The sequence below is a fragment of the Chromobacterium haemolyticum genome (genome assembly GCF_009936155.1).
Classification (GTDB): domain Bacteria; phylum Pseudomonadota; class Gammaproteobacteria; order Burkholderiales; family Chromobacteriaceae; genus Chromobacterium; species Chromobacterium haemolyticum.
Window position 1 is genome coordinate 1428215 of the sequence record NZ_AP019312.1, and the last position, 20274, is coordinate 1448488.

General features: G+C 63.3%; 14 protein-coding genes. 13 read left to right on the forward strand and 1 reads right to left on the reverse strand.

The genetic code is table 11. The annotated features are described in order from the left end of the window. Window positions 1-28 precede the first annotated feature (28 nt). From nusA to GYH29_RS06715, 7 genes are all read left to right on the forward strand, one after another. Window positions 29-1507, forward strand: coding sequence for a transcription termination factor NusA (gene nusA, locus GYH29_RS06685; protein WP_043591710.1), 1479 nt, complete (start codon window positions 29-31; stop codon window positions 1505-1507). A 39-nt stretch (window positions 1508-1546) separates the two neighbouring features. Then, the gene (gene infB, locus GYH29_RS06690; protein ID WP_043591709.1) at window positions 1547-4474 is read left to right on the forward strand and encodes a translation initiation factor IF-2; all 2928 of its coding nucleotides are present in this window, start codon (window positions 1547-1549) and stop codon (window positions 4472-4474) included. Between the two features lie 169 nt (window positions 4475-4643). Then, on the forward strand, window positions 4644-5063 hold the full coding sequence (gene rbfA / locus GYH29_RS06695) for a 30S ribosome-binding factor RbfA (protein WP_019104451.1): 420 nt from the start codon (window positions 4644-4646) through the stop codon (window positions 5061-5063). Further along, on the forward strand, window positions 5060-5983 hold the full coding sequence (truB, locus tag GYH29_RS06700; RefSeq protein ID WP_019104450.1) for a tRNA pseudouridine(55) synthase TruB: 924 nt from the start codon (window positions 5060-5062) through the stop codon (window positions 5981-5983). Before rbfA ends, truB begins: the two co-directional genes overlap by 4 nt. A gap of 120 nt (window positions 5984-6103) precedes the next feature. After that, window positions 6104-6373, forward strand: coding sequence for a 30S ribosomal protein S15 (gene rpsO / locus GYH29_RS06705; RefSeq protein ID WP_019104449.1), 270 nt, complete (start codon window positions 6104-6106; stop codon window positions 6371-6373). Between the two features lie 193 nt (window positions 6374-6566). Further along, the gene (pnp, locus tag GYH29_RS06710) at window positions 6567-8711 is read left to right on the forward strand and encodes a polyribonucleotide nucleotidyltransferase (RefSeq protein WP_019104448.1); all 2145 of its coding nucleotides are present in this window, start codon (window positions 6567-6569) and stop codon (window positions 8709-8711) included. Between the two features lie 229 nt (window positions 8712-8940). Beyond that, the gene (locus GYH29_RS06715) at window positions 8941-9639 is read left to right on the forward strand and encodes a hypothetical protein (protein WP_146176069.1); all 699 of its coding nucleotides are present in this window, start codon (window positions 8941-8943) and stop codon (window positions 9637-9639) included. A gap of 86 nt (window positions 9640-9725) precedes the next feature. Here GYH29_RS06715 and GYH29_RS06720 read toward each other — a convergent pair whose 3' ends face one another. Next, window positions 9726-10403, reverse strand: a complete 678-nt coding sequence (locus GYH29_RS06720) for a DUF3313 domain-containing protein (protein ID WP_043591707.1) — start codon at window positions 10401-10403, stop codon at window positions 9726-9728. Between the two features lie 297 nt (window positions 10404-10700). Here GYH29_RS06720 and GYH29_RS06725 point away from each other — a divergent pair, with 297 nt between their 5' ends. The 6 genes from GYH29_RS06725 (at window position 10701) to astB (ending at window position 19936) form a co-directional block, all read left to right on the forward strand. Further along, window positions 10701-13322: a family 20 glycosylhydrolase gene (locus GYH29_RS06725; RefSeq protein ID WP_161523402.1), complete on the forward strand. Its 2622-nt coding sequence runs from the start codon at window positions 10701-10703 to the stop codon at window positions 13320-13322. Between the two features lie 371 nt (window positions 13323-13693). After that, a complete protein-coding gene (locus GYH29_RS06730) occupies window positions 13694-14908 on the forward strand; it encodes an aspartate aminotransferase family protein (RefSeq protein ID WP_161523403.1) in 1215 nt (404 codons plus the stop codon). A 162-nt stretch (window positions 14909-15070) separates the two neighbouring features. Further along, window positions 15071-16102 (forward strand): arginine/ornithine succinyltransferase subunit alpha, encoded by a 1032-nt coding sequence (gene aruF, locus GYH29_RS06735; RefSeq protein ID WP_019104582.1) that lies wholly within the window; start codon window positions 15071-15073, stop codon window positions 16100-16102. Further along, the gene (gene astA, locus GYH29_RS06740) at window positions 16099-17133 is read left to right on the forward strand and encodes an arginine N-succinyltransferase (protein WP_043591699.1); all 1035 of its coding nucleotides are present in this window, start codon (window positions 16099-16101) and stop codon (window positions 17131-17133) included. Before aruF ends, astA begins: the two co-directional genes overlap by 4 nt. Beyond that, window positions 17133-18593 carry a succinylglutamate-semialdehyde dehydrogenase gene (astD, locus tag GYH29_RS06745; protein WP_081576323.1) on the forward strand — a complete coding sequence of 487 codons (1461 nt, stop codon included), beginning with the start codon at window positions 17133-17135 and terminating at the stop codon, window positions 18591-18593. Before astA ends, astD begins: the two co-directional genes overlap by 1 nt. Continuing rightward, complete coding sequence (gene astB, locus GYH29_RS06750; protein ID WP_174243634.1) at window positions 18590-19936, forward strand: N-succinylarginine dihydrolase; 1347 nt, start codon at window positions 18590-18592, stop codon at window positions 19934-19936. Before astD ends, astB begins: the two co-directional genes overlap by 4 nt. The last annotated feature ends 338 nt before the right edge of the window (window positions 19937-20274 follow it).

A 20274-nucleotide genomic window follows, 5' to 3' on the forward strand; every position in this document is an offset into this window, starting at 1 on the left:
CAAAAGGACAAAAATCGGAGAGGAATGAATGAGTCGCGAGATTTTGTTGCTGGTGGATGCCCTGGCGAGCGAAAAGAATGTCAGCAAGGATGTGGTGTTTTCCGCCCTTGAGATGGCGCTTGCCTCGGCAACCAAGAAAAAGTTTACCGATGACGAGATGGACGTGCGCGTCGAAATCGACCGTCACAGCGGCCAATACCAGACCTTCCGCCGCTGGTTGGTGGTGGAAGACGAGCTGCTGGAGTCGGAAAGCAAGGAAATCGGCGTAATCGACGCGCGTGAGCGCGATCCGCGCATCGAAGTGGGCGCGTTCATCGAAGAGCCGATGGAAGCGGTGGAGTTTGGCCGCATCGGCGCTCAAACCGCCAAACAAGTGATCCTGCAACGCATCCGCGACGCTGAGCGCGAGCAGCTGCTGAACGAGTTCCTGCAGCGCCGCGAGCACCTGGTGACCGGCACCATCAAACGCATCGAGCGCGGCAACGCCGTCGTCGAGTGCGGCAAGCTGGAAGCGGTGCTGCCGCGCGATCAGATGATCCCCAAGGAAAACCTGCGCGTGGGCGACCGCGTCAAGGCCTTCCTGTTGCGCATTGATCGTTTGGGGCGCGGCCCGCAGTTGGTGCTGTCGCGCACCTCTCCGGATTTCCTGACCAAGCTGTTTGAGTTGGAAGTGCCGGAAATCGACGAAGGCCTGCTGGAGATCAAGGCCGCCGTGCGCGATGCCGGCATGCGCGCCAAGATCGCGGTTAAAGCCAACGACGCGCGCATCGACCCGCAGGGCACCTGCATCGGCATGCGCGGTTCGCGCGTTCAGTCGGTCAGCCAGGAGCTGGGCGGCGAGCGCATCGACATCGTGCTGTGGGCGCCGGAACCGGCTCAGTTCGTGATCAACGCGCTGTCGCCGGCCGAGGTCAGCCGCATCATGGTGGATGAAGACAACCACAGCATGGACGTGGTGGTGGAAGAGGAACAGCTGGCGCTGGCCATCGGCCGTAGCGGCCAGAACGTCAAGCTGGCCGCCGAATTGACCGGCTGGTACCTCAACATCATGACCGTTGCCGAGGCTGAAGAGAAGCACCAGGCGGAAGACGCCGCCGTGCGGGATCTGTTCGTGAGCGCCCTGGGCGTGAGCGAGGATGTCGCCACCGTACTGGTGCAAGAAGGCTTTGCCGCTTTGGAAGAAGTGGCTTATGTGCCAATTGCGGAAATGCTGGAGATTGAAGGGTTTGACGAGGAGCTGGTCAACGATCTGCGCAGCCGCGCACGTGACGCTCTTTTAACACAGGCTATTGCGTCCGAAGAAAAGGTGGAAAGCGTTTCCGATGGCCTGCGCGATATCGAGGGCCTGGACGCCGAGCTGGTTCGCAAGCTGGCCGAAGGCGGCGTGATCACCCGCGACGACCTGGCCGACTTGGCCGTGGACGATCTGGTGGACATGACCGGCATGGAAGCCGAGACCGCCCGCGCCGTCATCATGAAGGCGCGCGAGCACTGGTTCGACCAGTAAGGCCTGTCCGGAAAGAATTTACAGAATTTGGGAAGACGCATGGTTTTGACAAACGTAAAACAATTTGCCAGTGAGCTGAATCTCACCCCGGAGCGCCTGCTGGAGCAGCTGGGCGCGGCGGGCGTGAGCAAGCGTTCGCCGGATGACGCGCTATCCGCGCAAGACAAGACCCAGCTTCTAGACTATCTGAAGCGCTCCCACGGCGCGCGCGACGAAGAGTCGCGCATCGCCCTGACGCGCAAGTCTACCAGCGAGATCAAGACCGCCGACGGCAGTACCGTCAAGGTGGAGACCCGCAAGAAGCGTTTCGTGGTGCGTCCGGAAGAGGCGTCCGCGGCTCAGCCCGCCGCCGCGGCGGAATCCCGCCCGGCCGAACCGGTGAAGGCGCCGGAACCGGCGCCGGTGGTAGAGGCCAAGCCCGAGCCGAAAGCGGAAGCCAAGCCCGAGCCTAAGCCGGAACCCGCTCCGAAAGCGGTGGAAGCCAAGCCCGAGTCCAAGCCGGCGGAAGCGCCGCGTCAGGAAGCCGCCAAGCCGGCCGCTCCCAAGCCGGCCGCGCCGGCGCAGCGTCCCACCGTGGCGTCCATCCTGACCCCGGAAGAGATTGCCGCCCGCGAAGCGGAAGAAAAGCGTCAAGCCGCGTTCCGCGCCCGTCAGGAAGCGCTGATGCGCGAGAAGATCGAGCGCGAAGAACGCCGTCAGGCTGCCCGCCAGGCCGCGCTGCAGCCGCCTCCGCCGCCGCCGGCTCCCGAGCCGGTACGCGCCGCGGAGCCGGCACGCCGTGACGAACCGCGCCGCGACGATCGTCGTCCGGCAGGCGACAACCGCGGTCCGCGCCCGACGGGCGACAATCGCGGCCCGCGCCCGGCAGGCGATAACCGCGGCCCGCGTCCGGCAGGCGACAATCGTGGCCCGCGTCCTGCAGGCGATAACCGTGGTCCGCGTCCGGCGGGCGACAACCGCGGTCCGCGTCCGGCGGCTGCCGGCGCGCCCGGCGCTCCTGTGGTTCCGGCTACGGTGGCCGGCCGTCCCGACGCCAAGAAGGGCGGCGGCAACAAGAAGGGCGGCGATCGCTGGGATGAAGGCAAGAAGGGCGGCCGCGGTCTGAGGACCAAGGGCGGCGATGCCGGCAACGACTGGAAATCCCGCGGCGGCAAAAACCGTCACAAGCAGAACAATCAGCACGCTTTCCAAGCGCCGACTGAACCTATCGTGCACGAAGTGCTGGTACCGGAAACCATTTCCGTTGCCGACTTGGCGCACAAGATGGCCGTTAAGGCCGTTGAGGTGATCAAAGCGCTGATGAAGATGGGCATGATGGTAACCATCAATCAGGTGCTGGACCAGGAAACCGCGATGATCGTGGTGGAAGAAATGGGACACGTGCCTAAGGCGGCTCAGGCCGACGATCCGGAAGCCTATCTGGAGCTGGGCGGCGGCGAAACTGTGGAAATGGCCGAGTTGCCGCGCTCCCCGGTGGTGACCGTGATGGGTCACGTCGACCACGGCAAGACCTCGCTGCTGGACTACATCCGCCGCGCCAAGGTCGCCGCGGGCGAAGCCGGCGGCATTACCCAGCACATCGGCGCCTACCACGTGGAAACCCCGCGCGGCATGATCACCTTCTTGGATACCCCGGGTCACGAAGCGTTTACCGCGATGCGTGCCCGCGGTGCCAAAGCCACCGACATCGTGGTGCTGGTGGTGGCGGCCGATGACGGCGTGATGCCGCAAACCATCGAAGCCATTCACCATGCCAAAGCGGCCAAGGTGCCGATGGTGGTGGCGGTGAACAAGATCGACAAGCAGGGCGCCAACGTAGAGCGCATCCGCCAGGAACTGGTATCGCACGAAGTGGTGCCGGAAGACTGGGGCGGCGACACCCAGTTCGTTGAAGTGTCGGCCAAGATGGGCCTGAACATCGACGCGCTGCTGGAAGCCATTCTGCTGCAAGCCGAAGTCCTGGAGCTGAAAGCTCCGGTGGACGCCCCGGCCAAGGGCATCATCGTCGAGGCTCGCCTCGACAAGGGCCGCGGCCCGGTGGCCACGCTGCTGGTGCAGTCCGGCACCCTGAAGAAGGGCGACGTGGTCCTGGCTGGCACCGCTTTCGGTCGCGTTCGCGCCATGATGGACGAAAACGGCAAGGCCATCGAATCCGCCGGTCCGGCGATTCCGGTGGAAATCCTGGGTCTGTCCGACGTGCCGCAGGCCGGCGAGGACGCGATGGTGCTGACCGACGAGAAGAAGGCGCGTGAAATCGCCTTGTTCCGCGCCGGCAAGTTCCGCGACGTGCGCCTGGCCAAGCAGCAGGCGGCCAAGCTGGAAAATATGTTCGCGCAGATGGCGGAGGGCGAGGTGCAAACCCTGTCCATCATCATCAAGGCCGATATGCAAGGTTCTTACGAAGCGCTGGCCGGCAGCTTGCAAAAGCTGTCCACCGACGAAGTGCGCGTGGGCATTCTGCACTCCGGCGTGGGCGGCATCTCGGAGTCCGACGTCAACCTGGCGATCGCCTCCAAGGCCATCGTGATCGGCTTCAACACCCGTGCCGACGCCGCCGCCCGCAAGCTGGCGGAGAGCGAGGGCGTGGACATCCGCTACTACAACATCATCTATGATGCGGTAGACGAAGTGAAAGCGGCCTTGTCCGGCATGCTGGCTCCGGAGAAGAAAGAGCAGATCCTGGGCACGGTGGAAATCCGTCAGGTGATCCCGGTGTCCAAGGTGGGCAATATCGCGGGTTGCATGGTGACCGACGGCATGATCAAGCGCACTGCTTCGATCCGTCTGATCCGCAACCACGTGGTGGTGCATACCGGCGAACTGGACTCCCTGAAGCGCTTCAAGGACGACGTGAAGGAAGTGAAGCAGGGCTACGAATGCGGCCTGATGCTGAAAAACTTCAACGACATCCAAGAAGGCGACCAGCTGGAAGCGTTCGAAATCGTGGAAGTGGCGCGCTCTCTGTAAGCGAGACGCCAGGGGCGGGCGCCGGTCTGACCGTGAGGTCGGCGGGCGCTCGCCTTTTTTAATTTCGCCGCGAAAACCACGAAATGACATGGCGGCCCAGGCCGTGTCATTTCGTGGGTTTCGTGGCCTTGAGCGGCGGCGACGCCGCGCAAAGTTGATTGGAAGTGATATGGCAAAAGCCAAAAAAGGTTTCTCCCGTTCCGACCGCATCGCTGAACAGATTCAGCGCGAATTGGCGGAACTGACCCGCAAGGGTTTGAAAGATCCGCGCGCAGGCTGGATCACCATCACCCTGGTGCAAGTGACCCGGGACTACTCGCACGCCAAGGTGTTCTACACCGTGATGGACGAGAAGACGCGGGAAGCGACACAGGAAGCGCTGGAAAGCTCCGCAGGCTATCTGCGTTCCGAGCTGGGCCGCAGCATCAAGATCTTCACCACGCCGCAGCTGCATTTCGTCTATGACGAATCGGTGGAGCGCGGCATGCACATGACCAGCCTGATTAATCAGGTGGCGCGCGAGGACGCCGAAAAATTCGGCGGCCAGGAAGCCCCGTCCAGCGAGGACGGCGCCGAGGGCAAGGAATGAGCAAGCCGCGCAGCAATCGCCGACAGATAGACGGCGTGCTGCTGATCGACAAGCCCTACGACATCTCCAGCAACGGCGCCTTGCAAAAGGCGCGCTGGCTGCTGAACGCCGCCAAGGCCGGCCATACCGGTGTGTTGGATCCGCTGGCCACCGGCCTGTTGCCGGTGTGCCTGGGCGAGGCGACCAAGTTTTCTTCCTATTTGCTGGATGCGGACAAGGGGTATCGCGCCACGGTGAAGTTTGGCGTGGTCACCACCACGGGCGATGTAGAGGGCGAGGTAGTGTCCGAGCGCCCGGTGGCTTTCGACCGCGAGGGCTTGCTGGCGGCGATGGCGGCGTTCCGAGGCGAAATCTCCCAGGTGCCGCCGATGTATTCGGCGCTCAAGCATCAGGGCAAGCCCTTGTACGAGTATGCGCGCGCCGGCATTGAGATTGAACGCGAGGCGAGGCGGGTGAATATTCGCCGGCTGGAGCTGATCAGCCTGGACGGCGACAGCGCTGTGATCGAGGTGCTGTGCAGCAAGGGCACGTATATCCGCACCCTGGCCTGCGACATCGGCGAAGCCTTGGGCTGCGGCGCGCATTTGACCGGTTTGCGCCGTACCGCCACCGGCGGTTTTTCGCTGGGCGAGGCCTTGCAGCTGACTGACATTGAGGCGTTGGACATGCCGCAGCGGGAGGCTTTGCTGCTTCCGGCGGACATCCTGGTGCGCCATCTGCCGGAAGCTGAGTTGGGCGCCGACGAAGCCGGTAAATTCATGCACGGGCAGCCCGTGCGTTTTGCCGAAAAATGTGCGAAAATGCAGCGTTTCCGGATTTACCGCGAGGGAAGCCGGGAATTTCTGGGGCTGGGCGAGGCGCGCGACGATGGTCGCCTGCATCCGATCCGGCTCCTGGCGAGCAAGGCGGCAACGTCTTGAACGCCGGCGGCCTTAAGGCCGCAACCGGAGTGTTGATGGGTTGTCGGGGTTTCGGCCTTGCTTGCTCGCTGCACTTGTCGGGTTGAAAAACCCCTACTGATAATTTGGAGTTACCCCAAAATGGCAATGACCGCCGCTCAAAAAGCAGACATCGTTAAAGACTTCCAGCGCAGCGAAGGCGACACCGGTTCGTCCGAAGTGCAAGTGGCTCTGTTGACCGCTCGCATCAACGACCTGACCCCGCACTTCAAAGCCAACACCAAGGATCACCACAGCCGTCGTGGTCTGTTGAAGCTGGTTAGCCGTCGTCGTCGTCTGCTGGATTACCTGAAGCGCACCGATGCCGATAGCTATCGCGCATTGATCGCCCGTCTGGGTCTGCGCAAGTAAGGTTGGGTTTTGGAAAAGTCGCAGCGTGCTGCGACTTTTTCATGCCGCATCAAGATCGCGAGCATTACTGCTGTAACAACGGGGGGAGCCTCTAAAAATTCGGATCCATATGCCTTGGTCAGAATTTTTAGGGGTTCCCGTTGTTTTTTCGGCTTGCGATTATTTGTCACACACCAAGAAATAGGGAAACCCTGTGTTCAATAAAATCACTAAGTCTTTCCAGTACGGCCGTCATACCGTGACTCTGGAAACCGGCGAAGTCGCACGCCAGGCGTCCGGCTCCGTCATCGTCACCGTTGAAGACACCGTGGTGCTGGTCTCCGTGGTTGGCGGCAAGAACGTCAAGCCGGGCCAGGACTTCTTCCCGCTGACCGTGGACTACCTCGAGCGCACCTACGCCGCAGGCAAGATCCCGGGCGGCTTCTTCAAGCGCGAAGGCAAGCAGTCCGAGAAGGAAGTGCTGACCAGCCGCCTGATCGATCGTCCGATCCGCCCGCTGTTCCCGGAAGGCTTCTTCCACGACGTGCAAATCGTCGCCACCGTGATGTCGCTGAACCCGGAAGTGGATTCCGACATCCCGGCGATGATCGGCGCTTCCGCCGCTCTGGCCATTTCCGGCCTGCCGTTCGCCGGCCCGATCGGCGCCGCGCGCGTTGGCTACGCCAATGGCGAATACATCCTGAACCCGACCCGCACCGAGTTGGCCGCCTCCGAAATGGACCTGGTGGTTGCCGGTACCGAGCGCGCGGTGCTGATGGTGGAATCCGAAGCCAAAGAACTGCCGGAAGCCGTGATGCTGGGCGCCGTGGTGTTTGGCCACGAGCAAATGCAAGCCGCGATCAAGGCCATCAACGAACTGGCCGACGAAGTGAACCCGGTGATGTTCGACTGGGCCGCTCCGGTCGCCAATGAAGAGCTGATCGCCCAAGTGCGCGCCATCGCCGGCGAGCAACTGGCCAACGCTTTCCGCCTGCGTCAGAAGCAAGCCCGCACCGTGGCGATCAACGAAGCCTGGGACGCGGTTAAGTCCAGCCTGATCACCGAAAACACCGATACCCTGAAGGCCAATGAGATCAAGGGCATCTTCAAGGGTCTGGAAGCTGAGATCGTTCGCGGTCAGATCCTGGCCGGCGAAGCCCGCATCGACGGTCGCGACACCCGCACCGTGCGCCCGATCAGCATCCGCAACAACGTGCTGCCGCGCACCCACGGTTCCGCGCTGTTCACTCGCGGCGAAACCCAAGCCATGGTGGTGACCACCCTGGGCACCAAGCAGGACGAGCAGATCATCGACGCGCTGGCCGGCGAGTACACCGAGCGCTTCATGCTGCACTACAACTTCCCGCCGTACTCCACCGGCGAAGCCGGCCGCATGGGCCCGCCGAAGCGCCGTGAAATCGGCCATGGCCGCCTGGCCAAGCGCGCGCTGGTAGCCGTGCTGCCGCCGGAATCCGAGTTCGGTTACTCGATGCGCGTGGTGTCGGAAATCACCGAATCCAACGGCTCCTCGTCGATGGCTTCCGTGTGCGGCGGCTGCCTGTCGCTGCTGTCCGCCGGCGTGCCGCTGAAGGCGCACGTGGCTGGTATCGCCATGGGTCTGATCTTGGAAGGCAATCGCTTCGCGGTGCTGACCGACATCCTGGGCGATGAAGATCACCTGGGCGACATGGACTTCAAAGTCGCCGGTACCGCCGCAGGCGTGACCGCGCTGCAGATGGACATCAAGATCCAGGGCATCACCAAGGAAATCATGCAGGTGGCGCTGGATCAGGCCAAGGAAGGCCGCATGCACATCCTGGGTCTGATGAAGGAAGCCGTGGACGGCCCGCAAGAGCTGTCCGCTCACGCTCCGCGTCTGTACGTGATGAAGATCAACCCGGACAAGATCCGGGAAGTGATCGGCAAGGGCGGCGAAACCATCCGCTCCATCACCAAGGACACCGGCTGCGAGATCAACATCGAGGAAGACGGCACCATCACCATCGCTTCGATCAGCAACGAAGGCGCGGAAGCCGCCAAGAAGCGCATCGAAGAGATCACTGTTGAAGTGGAAGTGGGCAAGGTGTACGAAGGCACCGTGGTCAAGATCCTCGACAACAATGTAGGCGCCATCGTGTCTATCCTGCCGGGCAAGGATGGTCTGGTTCACATTTCCCAGATCGCCAACGAGCGCATCAAGAATGTGGCCGACTATCTGAAAGAAGGCCAGGTAGTGAAGGTCAAGGCCATCGAAATGGACGACCGCGGCCGCATCCGCCTGTCCATCAAGGCCCTGCTGGAAGAAGAAGCCAAGACCGCGCAGGCGACTGCCGATTCCTTCGGTCTGAAAACCCAGTAAGCCAGCCTGAGCGCCGCTCCGATGCGGAGCGGCCGTCGGCTAGCATCACCCCCTGCCAAGGCAGGGGGTTTTTTTATGCGGAGTTTGCTAAGGATGGTGTTGGCGTCATAGAGAACTGCCTTGCTTAAGTGAAGCCAGTTGGATTTATTGTCGTTACAAACATGCTGTTAGATTTTAATATTTAAAATATTAATGCCATAATGATGGTTTTGATGTGGGTAGGCATGTAATGAAAAAACTATTGTTCTGTGTCTTGGCGCTCAATTTGCTGGCAGCAAATATCAGTAACGCTGATAGCTTGAAAACCCGGTATGGCACAGTGTCCGAAGATGGGGCTGGGCAGTTGTTTTTAGGTAAAAAAATGCTGCACGACGCGGATGGAAACAGTGTTTATCTGCAAGGAAGCTTTCAGCTCAAAGACAAGGACGTGGTCTTGTTCAATAGCCACTGCGGTGGCAGCGGCTGTGTGGAGCAAAGCTTTTATCTGCTGACGGTAAGCAAGGGAGGCTCCAGTAAAAAATTCAAGCTAGGAGATTTCTCCATGGGGGTCGAGGCGAAAGCCCGTGTTGAAGGCGAGCGCTTGAAGGTGGTTTTCAGCTTGGAAAACGGTAGACAGGAAACCGTGGTTTTTGATGGCGATAAGCCGGCGAAAAAGGTTAAGCGCGTCAAGTCCAAAGCGGAGCTCAGCAAGGAAAACTGTCAGTGGGTCTATAAGTATGCCGACTCATGTGTGGACGCCGGACAAAACGGAAATGATTGTAATGCGAAGCTGCGCGATGATTTCCCCGGCTGGAGCGCTCGCGGTATCGCCGAACTTGACGACAGTTACAAGCCGGCGGCATTCGACAAGGCATGCCGTTCAATGTGCCTGGCCAAGCGCAAGAATCTGAGTTTTGATGCTTTTGCCAAGAGCGTGTGCACATCGTGATGTTCTAAAGGGCAAGTCCCGAAGAGAGCTTCGATATAAAAATGCCGGTACCCGTGGAAAGGGGCCGGCATTTTTATGGACAGTGTTCAGGGCTGGCCTGGCTTGACCGCCATGCCTCGCGCCAGCAGTTTGGCGCTATCGCGGCACCAGTCGTCGATCAGGCTTTCCAGGCTCTCCAATTTGACTGGTTCGCCGCGCTGGCGGCTTTTGTCGCTTTTGCGCAGATTGACGCTGCCGGCCAGCAGTTTGCCGTTATTGGCGTCTTCCAATTGTCCCATGCTGGCCACCTTGGTCAGATAAGGCTCCTTGCCGGCGGCCAGCCGGCCCAGATTGAACACCGCCTTGATCGGCAAGATGTCCAGCGGCTCCACGCCCGGCCGTTCCTGAGCCATGCCGGTGACCGCCACGCGCAGGCGGGCGCTGTCCGGCAACGCTTCGCGGCTGACAGGGATGCCGACCTTATGCAACTCTTCGGTCATCCGTCGTTGAAAATAAGCGGCGATCCGGTTTTCCTCGCCGCTTTGCAGCAGTTGCCAGTCGCCGTCTGGCTGGTGGCGCATGAAATACAGCGGCTCCACCACAATGGATTTGTAAGCGTTCAGCTGAGCGTCCGGCGCACGGTACAGCCGTTGGGAGGCGTCGCGGTCCGAGGCTTTGAACGCGGTCAGCGGCAGGCTGAACAAGGTTTGCGGGTCTGCTGCGTCCTGAGCCATTGCAGGCAGAGCGGCCAGCAATAGCAGGCCGAGCGATAGAGTCTTGCGCATGATGCGTTCCTGTTGGTGTTGAGTAATCGCGCGCCATCCGCCCGCGGCGGCGGATTCGGCGGCAACCGCGGCTAGACCGTCGGCATGACGCCGGCGTTCCCCGGCTTCACAGATATTTGCATTCCGCCATCATCATGCTAGCAGTCCGAGGCGGGAGAGCACGATTTTGATCTTGAGCATTGAATACCACATTAATACCAGTTAGCCTGTGCCCACGGTGGCATGCGGATGACGAATGGGAGGCGCGGCGGTAGGGTTTCCGCCGCGCGGCGCGCCACGCAAATCGCAGAGGTGAGCATGAGGACGAAACAACTATTGGCGGCTGGCCTGTTGTCGGCCAGCGCGCTGGCGTGGGCGCAGCCGGATGTCGCGGCGCTGGCGCGGGACCTGTCTCTGGCTGTAGCGGTGGACAGCAATAAGGGGGCCGCCGCCGGCGCGCCCTGCGTGGAGTTGGGCGCGGACTGGGGCAGCTGTTTGAAAGGGCGGCTGATTCTGCGTAACCAGGGCTCGGCCGCGGTGCCGCCCAAGGATTGGAGCTTGTATTTGCACAGCATTCGCCGGTTGCTGCGCTTGGACAGCCCGGACTTCGAGCTGAGCCATCTGACCGGCGATCTGTACCGGCTGACCCCCAAGCCCGGCTTTGCCGGCATCGCCGCCGGCGCCAAGCTGGAGCTGCCGCTGGTGGCCGAGTACTGGATGTTGCATAACAGCGACGTGCTGCCGCGGCCCTACTTGACGGCGGAAGGCCAGGAGCCGGCGGTGCTGGCGCGCAATGACGATGACGACGCCAGCTATTTGCTGTCGTTGCCGGGTGATGAATGGAAGTCGCCGGCGGGGGAGGCGCGGCCTTTGATGGACGCTGCCGAACGCTACCGCGAGTTTGCGCGCCGGGGTCCGCAACTGGGCGCCGCCGACGTGGCCGCGCGGGTGATTCCCGCCGCGCTGCGCGTCAAGCGGGATGGTGGCAAGGCGGCTGCCGGCGGCCTGAGCTGGCGGCTGCCGGCCTTGCCCTCGGACGCGCGCGCGGCGCTGGCCCAGCGCAGCAGCCAACTGGGCCTGGCCGGTCAGGGCCTGCCGGTCAGCGGCGCGGTGGTCAAGGGTTTGCCGGCCGACATCGCCGTCGCCGGCGGCTACCGCCTGCGAGTGGAGCGCGGCGGCGCGCGCATAGACGCGCAAGACGCCGCTGGACTGTTCTACGGCGCGCAGACCTTGCTGGGCCTGATCCCGCAGGGCGGGGGAGAGATCCCGACGCTGACGGTGGAAGACGCGCCGCGTTATGGCCACCGTGGCTTCATGGTGGACGTGGCGCGCAATTTCCGCCAGCCGGCCACGCTTAAGCGCTTGATCGAACAGATGGCCGCCTACAAGCTCAACAAGCTGCATCTGCACCTGTCCGACGACGAAGGCTGGCGCTTGCAGATCAACGGCCTGCCGGAATTGACCGAGGTCGGCGCGCGCCGCTGCCATGATCTGAACGAGGACCACTGCCTGCTGCCGCAACTGGGTTCCGGCCCGGACAACCGTTCCGGCGGCGGCTATTTGAGCCGCGAACAGTATGTGGAATTGCTGCGTTACGCCAAGGCGCGCTTCATCGAGGTGATTCCGGAAATTGACATGCCGGCGCATGCGCGCGCGGCGGTGATGGCGATGGAACGGCGCTACCGCCATCTCAGCCAGTTGGGTCAGCCGGAGGCGGCTTCGGCTTACCGGCTGATCGATCCGCAAGACCGCTCCAATACCTTGTCGGTGCAATTCTACGACCGTCACACCTATGTCAACCCCTGCGTGCCCGGCGTGCCGCGCTTTGTCGACAAAGTGGTGTCGGAAGTGGCCGCCATGCACCGCGAAGCCGGCGCGCCGCTCGCCACTTGGCACTTTGGCGGCGACGAGGCCAAGAACATCCTGCTGGGCGGCGGCTTCCAGGACCTGTCCGGCCAGGACCCAGGCAAGGGCAAGATCAAGTTGGCGGAACAGGACAAGCCCTGGGCGCGTTCGCCGGCCTGCCGCGCCTTGCTGGCGGGGCAGCCGGGGAAAACCGTCGCCGATCTGCCCTTGCAGTTTGCCGAAGACGTCAGCCGCATCCTGGCGCGGCATGGCATCGCCACGATGGGGGCCTGGCAGGACGGTTTGAAGGGGGCGAAATCGCCCAAGAGCTTCGCCACCTCCAAGGTGATGGTGACCGAGTGGGACACCTTGTTCTGGGGCGCGGCCAAGGAGGCGCACGAGTTCGCCAACAAGGGTTTCCAGACCGTGCTGGCGATGCCGGATTATTTGTACTTCGACTTCCCCTATGAGCTTAACCCCAAGGAGCGGGGCTATTACTGGGCCTCGCGCGCCACGGACAGCTACAAGGTGTTCAGTTTCGCGCCGGACAATCTGCCGCAGAACGCCGAGGTGATGACGGATCGCCAAGGCAAGGCTTTTGAAGTGCCCAGCGAGGCCGCGCCAGCGCGCTTCGCCGGCATTCAGGGCCAAGCCTGGAGCGAGGTGATGCGCAGCGACGCCCAGTTTGAATACATGGCCTATCCGCGGCTGCTGGCATTGGCCGAGCGGGCCTGGCACCGCGCGGGCTGGGAACGGCCTTACCGTCAGGGCGAGCGTTATCAGTTAGGCGTCAGCCATTTGGTGGACCGCACGGCCTTGAACCGGGATTGGCAACAGTTCGCCGCGGTGCTGGGCTGGCGCGAGGCGGCCAAGCTGGAAGGCGCCGGCATCGGCCTGCGCATCGCGCCGCCGGGCCTGGATAGCGGGTCGGCCGGGGTGTTGACGGAATTCCCCGGCCAGGCGCTGCAGTTCTCGCCAGATGGACGCAACTGGGCGCCGTACCGGCCGGGCCAGGGCGCGGAAGCGTCCTACTGGCGCGGCGTTAGCGGCGATGGCGCGCGCTTTAGCCGGCAGGAGTCGCGAGGCGGCGACTGAGCGCCGATGCGAGCAAGACAAGGGCGCCCGGGCTGTTGGCCCGGGCGTTTTTCATTGCGAATAGCCGCTCAGGCGTTGATTAAGGCAATGGTGTTGATCTATCTTGCTCATTCCGCTTCAAGCCGGAGGGCGGCGTTTACAGCAGGATTGGACACAGTTGCCCTCTGTAATGGATGTTGTCGGACAAAATTTATTGCGCTGTATCAAGGAATGTATACGGCGGTGTCGCAAACCGGATATGGATTTGCGACGGGCTTACCTTAGAATCATTGAAACTTCATGAAATCGTCGATAAAGCCGGCTCCGCGACCGGCTCAGGATTTCATGATACGGATAAGAAACGACGATAGAGCAGGAAGGGAACCATCAAGATGAGCAATACTGTAACGCGCGCCGATTTCGACCAAGTCATGGTCCCCAATTACGGCCCGGCCGGTTTCATCCCGGTCAAGGGCCTGGGTTCCCGCGTATGGGACCAGAGCGGCCGCGAATTCATCGATTTCGCCGGCGGCATCGCCGTCAACTCGCTGGGCCATTGCCACCCGCAGCTGGTGGCGGCCTTGACCGAGCAAGCTTCCAAGTTGTGGCACGTGTCCAATGTGTTCACCAACGAGCCGGCCTTGAAGCTGGGTAAGCTGCTGACCGAGACCACCTTCGCCGAGCGCGTGTTCTTCTGCAACTCCGGCGCGGAAGCCAATGAAGCCGCCTTCAAGCTGGCGCGCAAATACGGGTCCGATCACTTCGGCCCGGAAAAGAACCAGATCCTGGCCTGCAAGAATTCCTTCCACGGCCGCACCTTGTTCACCGTCAGCGTGGGCGGCCAGCCCAAGTACACCGAAGGCTTCGGCCCGGTGCCGGGCGGCATTGCCCACTTCGAATACAACGACATCGAATCGCTCAAGGCGGCCATCTCCGACCAGACCTGTGCTGTGGTGATCGAACCCATCCAGGGCGAGGGCGGCGTGATGCCGGCCGACAAGGCCTTCCTGGAAGCCGCGCGCGAGCTGTGCGACCAGCACAATGCGCTGTTGGTGTTTGATGAAGTGCAAAGCGGCGTGGGCCGCACCGGCTCGCTGTTCGCTTACCAGGAATACGGCGTGACCCCGGACATTCTCAGCTCCGCCAAGGGTATTGGCGGCGGCTTCCCGATCGGCGCGATGCTGACTACCGAGAAAGTGGCCAAGAGCTTCGGCATCGGCACCCACGGCTCCACTTACGGCGGCAACCCGCTGGCTTGCGCGGTGGCGCACAAGGTGCTGGAGCTGGTCAACGAACCGGCGGTGCTGGACGGCGTGCGCGCCAAGCATCAGCGCTTCGTCGACGGCCTGAACGCGATCAACGCCAAATACCAGGTGTTCAAGACCGTGCGCGGCATGGGCCTGCTGTTGGGCTGCGTACTGACCGACGCTTACGCCGGCCGTGCCAAGGAGTTTCTGAAAGCCGCTGAAAAGCAGGGGCTGATGTTGCTGGTGGCCGGCCTGAGCGTGGTGCGTCTGGCCCCGTCGCTGGTGATCGAGGATATGGACATCGACGAAGGCCTGGCGCGTTTCGAGGCCGCCATCGCCGAGCTGACCTCCGCTCAATAAGGGCCTCGCGGCACTGATTCCGGGCGGCCGTCGCGGCCGCCCTTGCTCCAGACACAAATACTGTTATCCCCCACGTTCCTGCCCCCGGCTGGCGCGCGGGCGATGCTGCGCCGCGGTCCCGCCGCGGCCTGGCCGGATTTCAGCGATTAGGGGAGATGTCCCATGCTTACCGTGCGTCCTGTCCGCACCTCCGATCTGCCCGCCATCGAACGCATGGCGGTGGCCAGCGGCATCGGTGTCACCAGCTTGCCCAACAACCGGGAAAAGCTGTTCGAACGCATTCAACAGTCCGTATCCGCCTTCGAACACGAAGCCACTGGCGATTCCGGCTGCGAATACTATATGTTCGTGCTGGAAGAAGGCGGCCAGGTGCTGGGCACCGCGTCCATCAACGCTTCCGCCGGTTTCGACGAGCCCTTCTACAGCTACCGCAGCGAGATCTTCGTGCACGCATCGCGCGCGCTGAAGGTCAACAACCGCGTGCACGTGCTGAATATGTGCCATGACCTGACCGGCATGGTGCAGCTGTGCGGTTTCTATGTGGACGGCCATCTGGAGCCGCTGGCCGCCGAGCTGCTGTCGCGCGCCCGGCTGTTGTTCATCGCCAGCAAGCGCGAGCGCTTTGGCCGCCGCGTGATCGCGGAGATGCAGGGCATTCACGACGACGCCGGCCAATCGCCGTTCTGGAACGCCATCGGCCGCCGCTTCTTCAATATGGATTTCCTGCAGGTGGAGCAGGCTTTCGTCAGCCACAGCAAGACCTTCATCGCCGAGCTGATGCCCAGCTACCCTATCTATGTCCCGCTGCTGCCGGACGAGGCCCAGCACGCCATCGGCCAAATCCACGCCAGTTTCGAGCGCTCCTGCCAATTGCTGTGCAACGAGGGCTTCGAGGCCGACAACTACATCGACATCTTCGACGGCGGCGCGGTGCTCACCGCCGAAGTGGACCGGCTGAAAACGCTGGAAACCAGCCGTTGTTATCCGGTTGAGGTGCTGGCCAGCCTGCCGGAGCAGGCGCAGCCGCAGCTGTTGAGCAATCTCGAATCCAGCGAATTCGCCGCCGCGGTGTGCCGCGTGGCGGTGGTGGACGGCGTCGCCTTCATCAATCCCGACGCCGCCCGCGCGCTGGGCCTCGCCAGCGGCGGCCAGGTCCAGGTGGCCGGCCTGCAGCAGAAGGAGTCCGCAGCATGATGTTCATCCGCCCCGTAGCCCACAAAGACCTGGACGGCCTGATGAATCTGGCGCGCAGCGCCGGCGTCGGCCTGACCTCGCTGCCGGTCAACGAAGAGCGGCTGTCGCGCCGCATCGCCCGCTCGGTGCTGTCTTTCGCCGGCGAGCTGGACAAGGCCGACCAAGGCTATGTCTTTGTGATGGAAGACGGCGCCACCGGCGCCATCGCCGGCATCTGCGCGCTGGAGGCCGCGGTGGGCCTGAAGGAGCCGTGGTACAACTACCGCGTGGGGACCATCGTCCACGCCTCCGAGGAGTTGGGCGTGTATTCGCGCCACGACACTCTGTTCCTGTCCAACGACCATACCGGTTATTCCGAGCTGTGCACGCTGTTCCTGCACCCGGATTACCGCGCCAACCGCAACGGCGGCCTGTTGTCCAAGAGCCGCTTCCTGTTCTTGGCCCAGTTCCCGCAGCTGTTCGGCAAGCTGGTGGTGGCCGAGATGCGCGGCGTGTCCGACGAAGCAGGCCGCTCGCCGTTCTGGGAAGGCCTGGGCCGTCATTTCTTCTCCATCGACTTCGCTCACGCCGACTATCTGACCGGCGTCGGCCAGAAAGCCTTCGTCGCCGAGCTGATGCCCAAGCACCCGGTCTACATCGACTTCCTGCCGCCGGAGGCGCAGGCGGTGATCGGACAGACGCACGAAAATACCCGCCCGGCGGTGGCGATGCTGGAATCCGAAGGCTTCCGCTACGAAGGCTATGTCGACATCTTCGACGCCGGCCCGACGGTGCAGACCTATACCAGCGAAATCCGCGCGGTGAAGGAAAGCTCGGTGGCCGCGGCGCGGCTGGCGGACCCGCTGCCGGAAGGCGACAAGAACTTCTATCTGGTGTCCAACGACTCGCTGGCCGGCTTCCGCGCCATCCTGGCCGAGACGCTGGCGCCCACCCATGAAATCCTGCTGACGCCGGAACAGGCGCAGGCGCTGAATGTGGAAGAGGGCGGTCATCTGCGTTGCGTCGCGCTCTACCCCAAGGAGAATGCATAGTGAGCAGCTTATTCATCAACGGACAGTGGCAAGAAGGCGCCGGCGCGGCGCTGAGCAAAACCAATCCGGCCGACAATAGCCCGCTGTGGCAGGGCCGCGCCGCCGACGCCGCCCAGGTGGACGCCGCCGTGGCCGCCGGCCGGGCCGCGTTCAAGCACTGGGCGCGCACGCCGCTGGACGCGCGGGTTGCGGTGGCCAAGCGCTTCGGCGAACTCTTGAGCGCCAACAAGGACGCGCTGGCCCGCGTCATCGCCCAGGAAACCGGCAAGCCCTTGTGGGAGGCGCTGACCGAAGTGACCACCATGGTCAACAAGGTGGACATCTCGCTGAAGTCTTACCACGAGCGCACCGGCGAACGCGCCGCCGCCATGGGCGACGCCCAGGCAGTGCTGCGCCACAAGCCGCACGGCGTGGTGGCGGTGTTCGGCCCCTACAACTTTCCCGGCCACCTGCCCAACGGCCACATCGTGCCGGCGCTCTTGGCCGGCAACGCGGTGATCTTCAAACCGTCCGAACTGACGCCGTGGACGGCGCAGGAAACGGTGCGGCTGTGGGCCGAAGCCGGCCTGCCGGCCGGCGTGATCGCGCTGCTGCAAGGCGCGCGCGATACCGGCGCGGCACTGGCCGGCCATGCCGGCATCGACGGCCTGTTCTTCACCGGCAGTTCCGCCACCGGCGCGCTGCTGCACAAGAATTTCGCCGGTCATCCGGACAAGATCCTGGCCTTGGAAATGGGCGGCAACAATCCGCTGATCGTGGAAGGCGTCCAGGACATCGACGCCGCCGTCCACCACATCGTCCAGTCCGCCTTCGTCTCCGCCGGCCAGCGCTGCACCTGCGCGCGCCGCTTGCTGGTGCCGCAAGGCGCCTGGGGCGACGCGCTGCTGGCGCGGCTGGTGGAGGTGACGGCCAAGCTGCGCGTCGGCAAATACGACGCCGAGCCGGCACCCTTCATGGGCGCGGTGATCTCCAGCGCCGCCGCCGAGGCACTGCTGCGAGCCCAGGCCGCGATGCTGGCCGCGGGCGGCAAGGCGCTGCTGGAAATGCGCCGGCTGACGCCGGACGCGGCGCTGCTGAGCCCGGGCATCATCGACACCACCGCCGCCGCGCGTCCGGACGAGGAATACTTCGGCCCGCTGCTGCAAGTGGTGCGCTACGCCGATTTCGACCAGGCCATCGCCATCGCCAACGACACCCGCTTCGGCCTGGCCGGCGGGGTGCTGTCCGACGAGCGCGCGCTGTACGAGCGCTATCTGCTGGAAAGCCGCGCCGGCGTGGTCAACTGGAACAAGCCCTTGACCGGCGCCTCCAGCGCCGCGCCCTTTGGCGGCGTGGGCGCCTCGGGCAACCATCGCGCCAGCGCCTATTACGCCGCGGATTACTGCGCCTATCCGGTGGCCTCGCTGGAATGCGACAGCCTGGCCGTGCCGGCCCAACTTTCGCCGGGGATCACGCTGTGAACGCCTATGAAGTGAATTTCGACGGTCTGGTGGGCCCGACGCATAATTACAGCGGCCTGTCCTTCGGCAATGTGGCGTCCACCAGCAATGTCAGCGCCGCGTCCAATCCCAAGCTGGCCGCCAAGCAAGGCCTGGCCAAGATGAAGGCTTTGCACGACCTGGGTTTCAAGCAGGGCGTGTTGGCCCCGCACGAGCGTCCGGACGTGGCCAGCCTGCGCCTGCTGGGCTTTGCGGGCAGCGACGCCGAAGTGGTGGCGCGCGCCGCCAAGGAAGCGCCGGCCATCCTGGCCGCGGCCAGCTCGGCCTCCTGCATGTGGACGGCCAACGCCGCCACCGTCAGCCCGTCCGGCGATACCGCCGATGGCCGCGTGCACTTCACCCCGGCCAATCTGAACAATAAATTCCACCGTTCGATCGAGCACCCAACCACGGGCCGGCTGCTGCGGGCGATGTTCGCCGACGAGTCCCGCTTCGCGGTGCATCCGGCGCTGCCGGCGCAGATGCACTTCGGCGACGAGGGCGCGGCCAACCATACCCGTTTCTGCGCCGAGTACGACGGCACGGGCGTGGAGTTCTTCGTGTTCGGCGCGGCGGCTTTCGACGCCCGCTATCCCAAGCCGGCCAAATTCCCGGCGCGCCAGACTCTGGAAGCCTGCCAGGCGGTGGCTCGGCTGCATGGCCTGAGCGCGGAGCGCGTGGTTTACGCGCAGCAGGACCCGGACACCATAGACGCCGGCGTGTTCCACAACGACGTGATTTCGGTGGGCAACCGCCAAGTGCTGTTCCACCACGAGAAATCCTTCTTCGATCAGCACAAGGTGCTGGCCGAGCTGAGCGCCAAGCTGGCCGCTGTTGGCGGCAGCTTCGTGCCGGTGGAGGTGCCGGCGGCGGAGGTCAGCGTAGAGGAGGCGGTGAAGAGCTATCTGTTCAACAGCCAACTGCTGTCCAAGCCGGACGGCAAAATGATCATCGTGGTGCCGGAGGAGTGCCGCAATCAGCCGCGCGTCTGGGCTTACCTCGGCAAGCTGGTCGCCAGCGGCGGCCCCATCGACGAGGTGAAGGTGTTCGACCTCAAGCAAAGCATGCAGAACGGCGGCGGCCCCGCCTGCCTGCGGCTGCGCGTGGCGCTGTCCGCTGCGGAGATTGCCGCGGTCAACCCCAAGGTGCTGATGAGCGACGCGCTGTTCGCCACGCTCAACGCTTGGGTGGACCGCCACTACCGCGACCGCCTGAGCAGCGATGACTTGGCCGATCCGCAGCTGCTGATCGAAAGCCGCACCGCCTTGGACGAGTTGAGCGGCATCCTGGGCTTGGGCTCGGTGTATCCGTTTCAGCTGGGCTGAAGCAGCCAGACCCACGCCTGATTTCGAGTCAGGCGAGCTAGCAAAACAGGCCGGGATTCCCGGCCTGTTTTGCGTTTGAAACGGCGGCGTCCGCCTGGATTCGCCGTCGTCGTCGTCGGGATGACGACAGATTTTATTCCCCCGAAAACTGTCCTGATTAATGGTATCTATTTGACGATTATCATCTATTTTTGGTTTTTAATGTTGTTTGACATGACAAAAGTCATGTGATAGCTTGAATGACATTGGAATATATTGATCGATACTGCTTGCGAAATTCGGCCTCTTAGCCATGGAAGACGCGGGTTTTTGGATGGCTGTCCGCAGCGGCGCAGCGG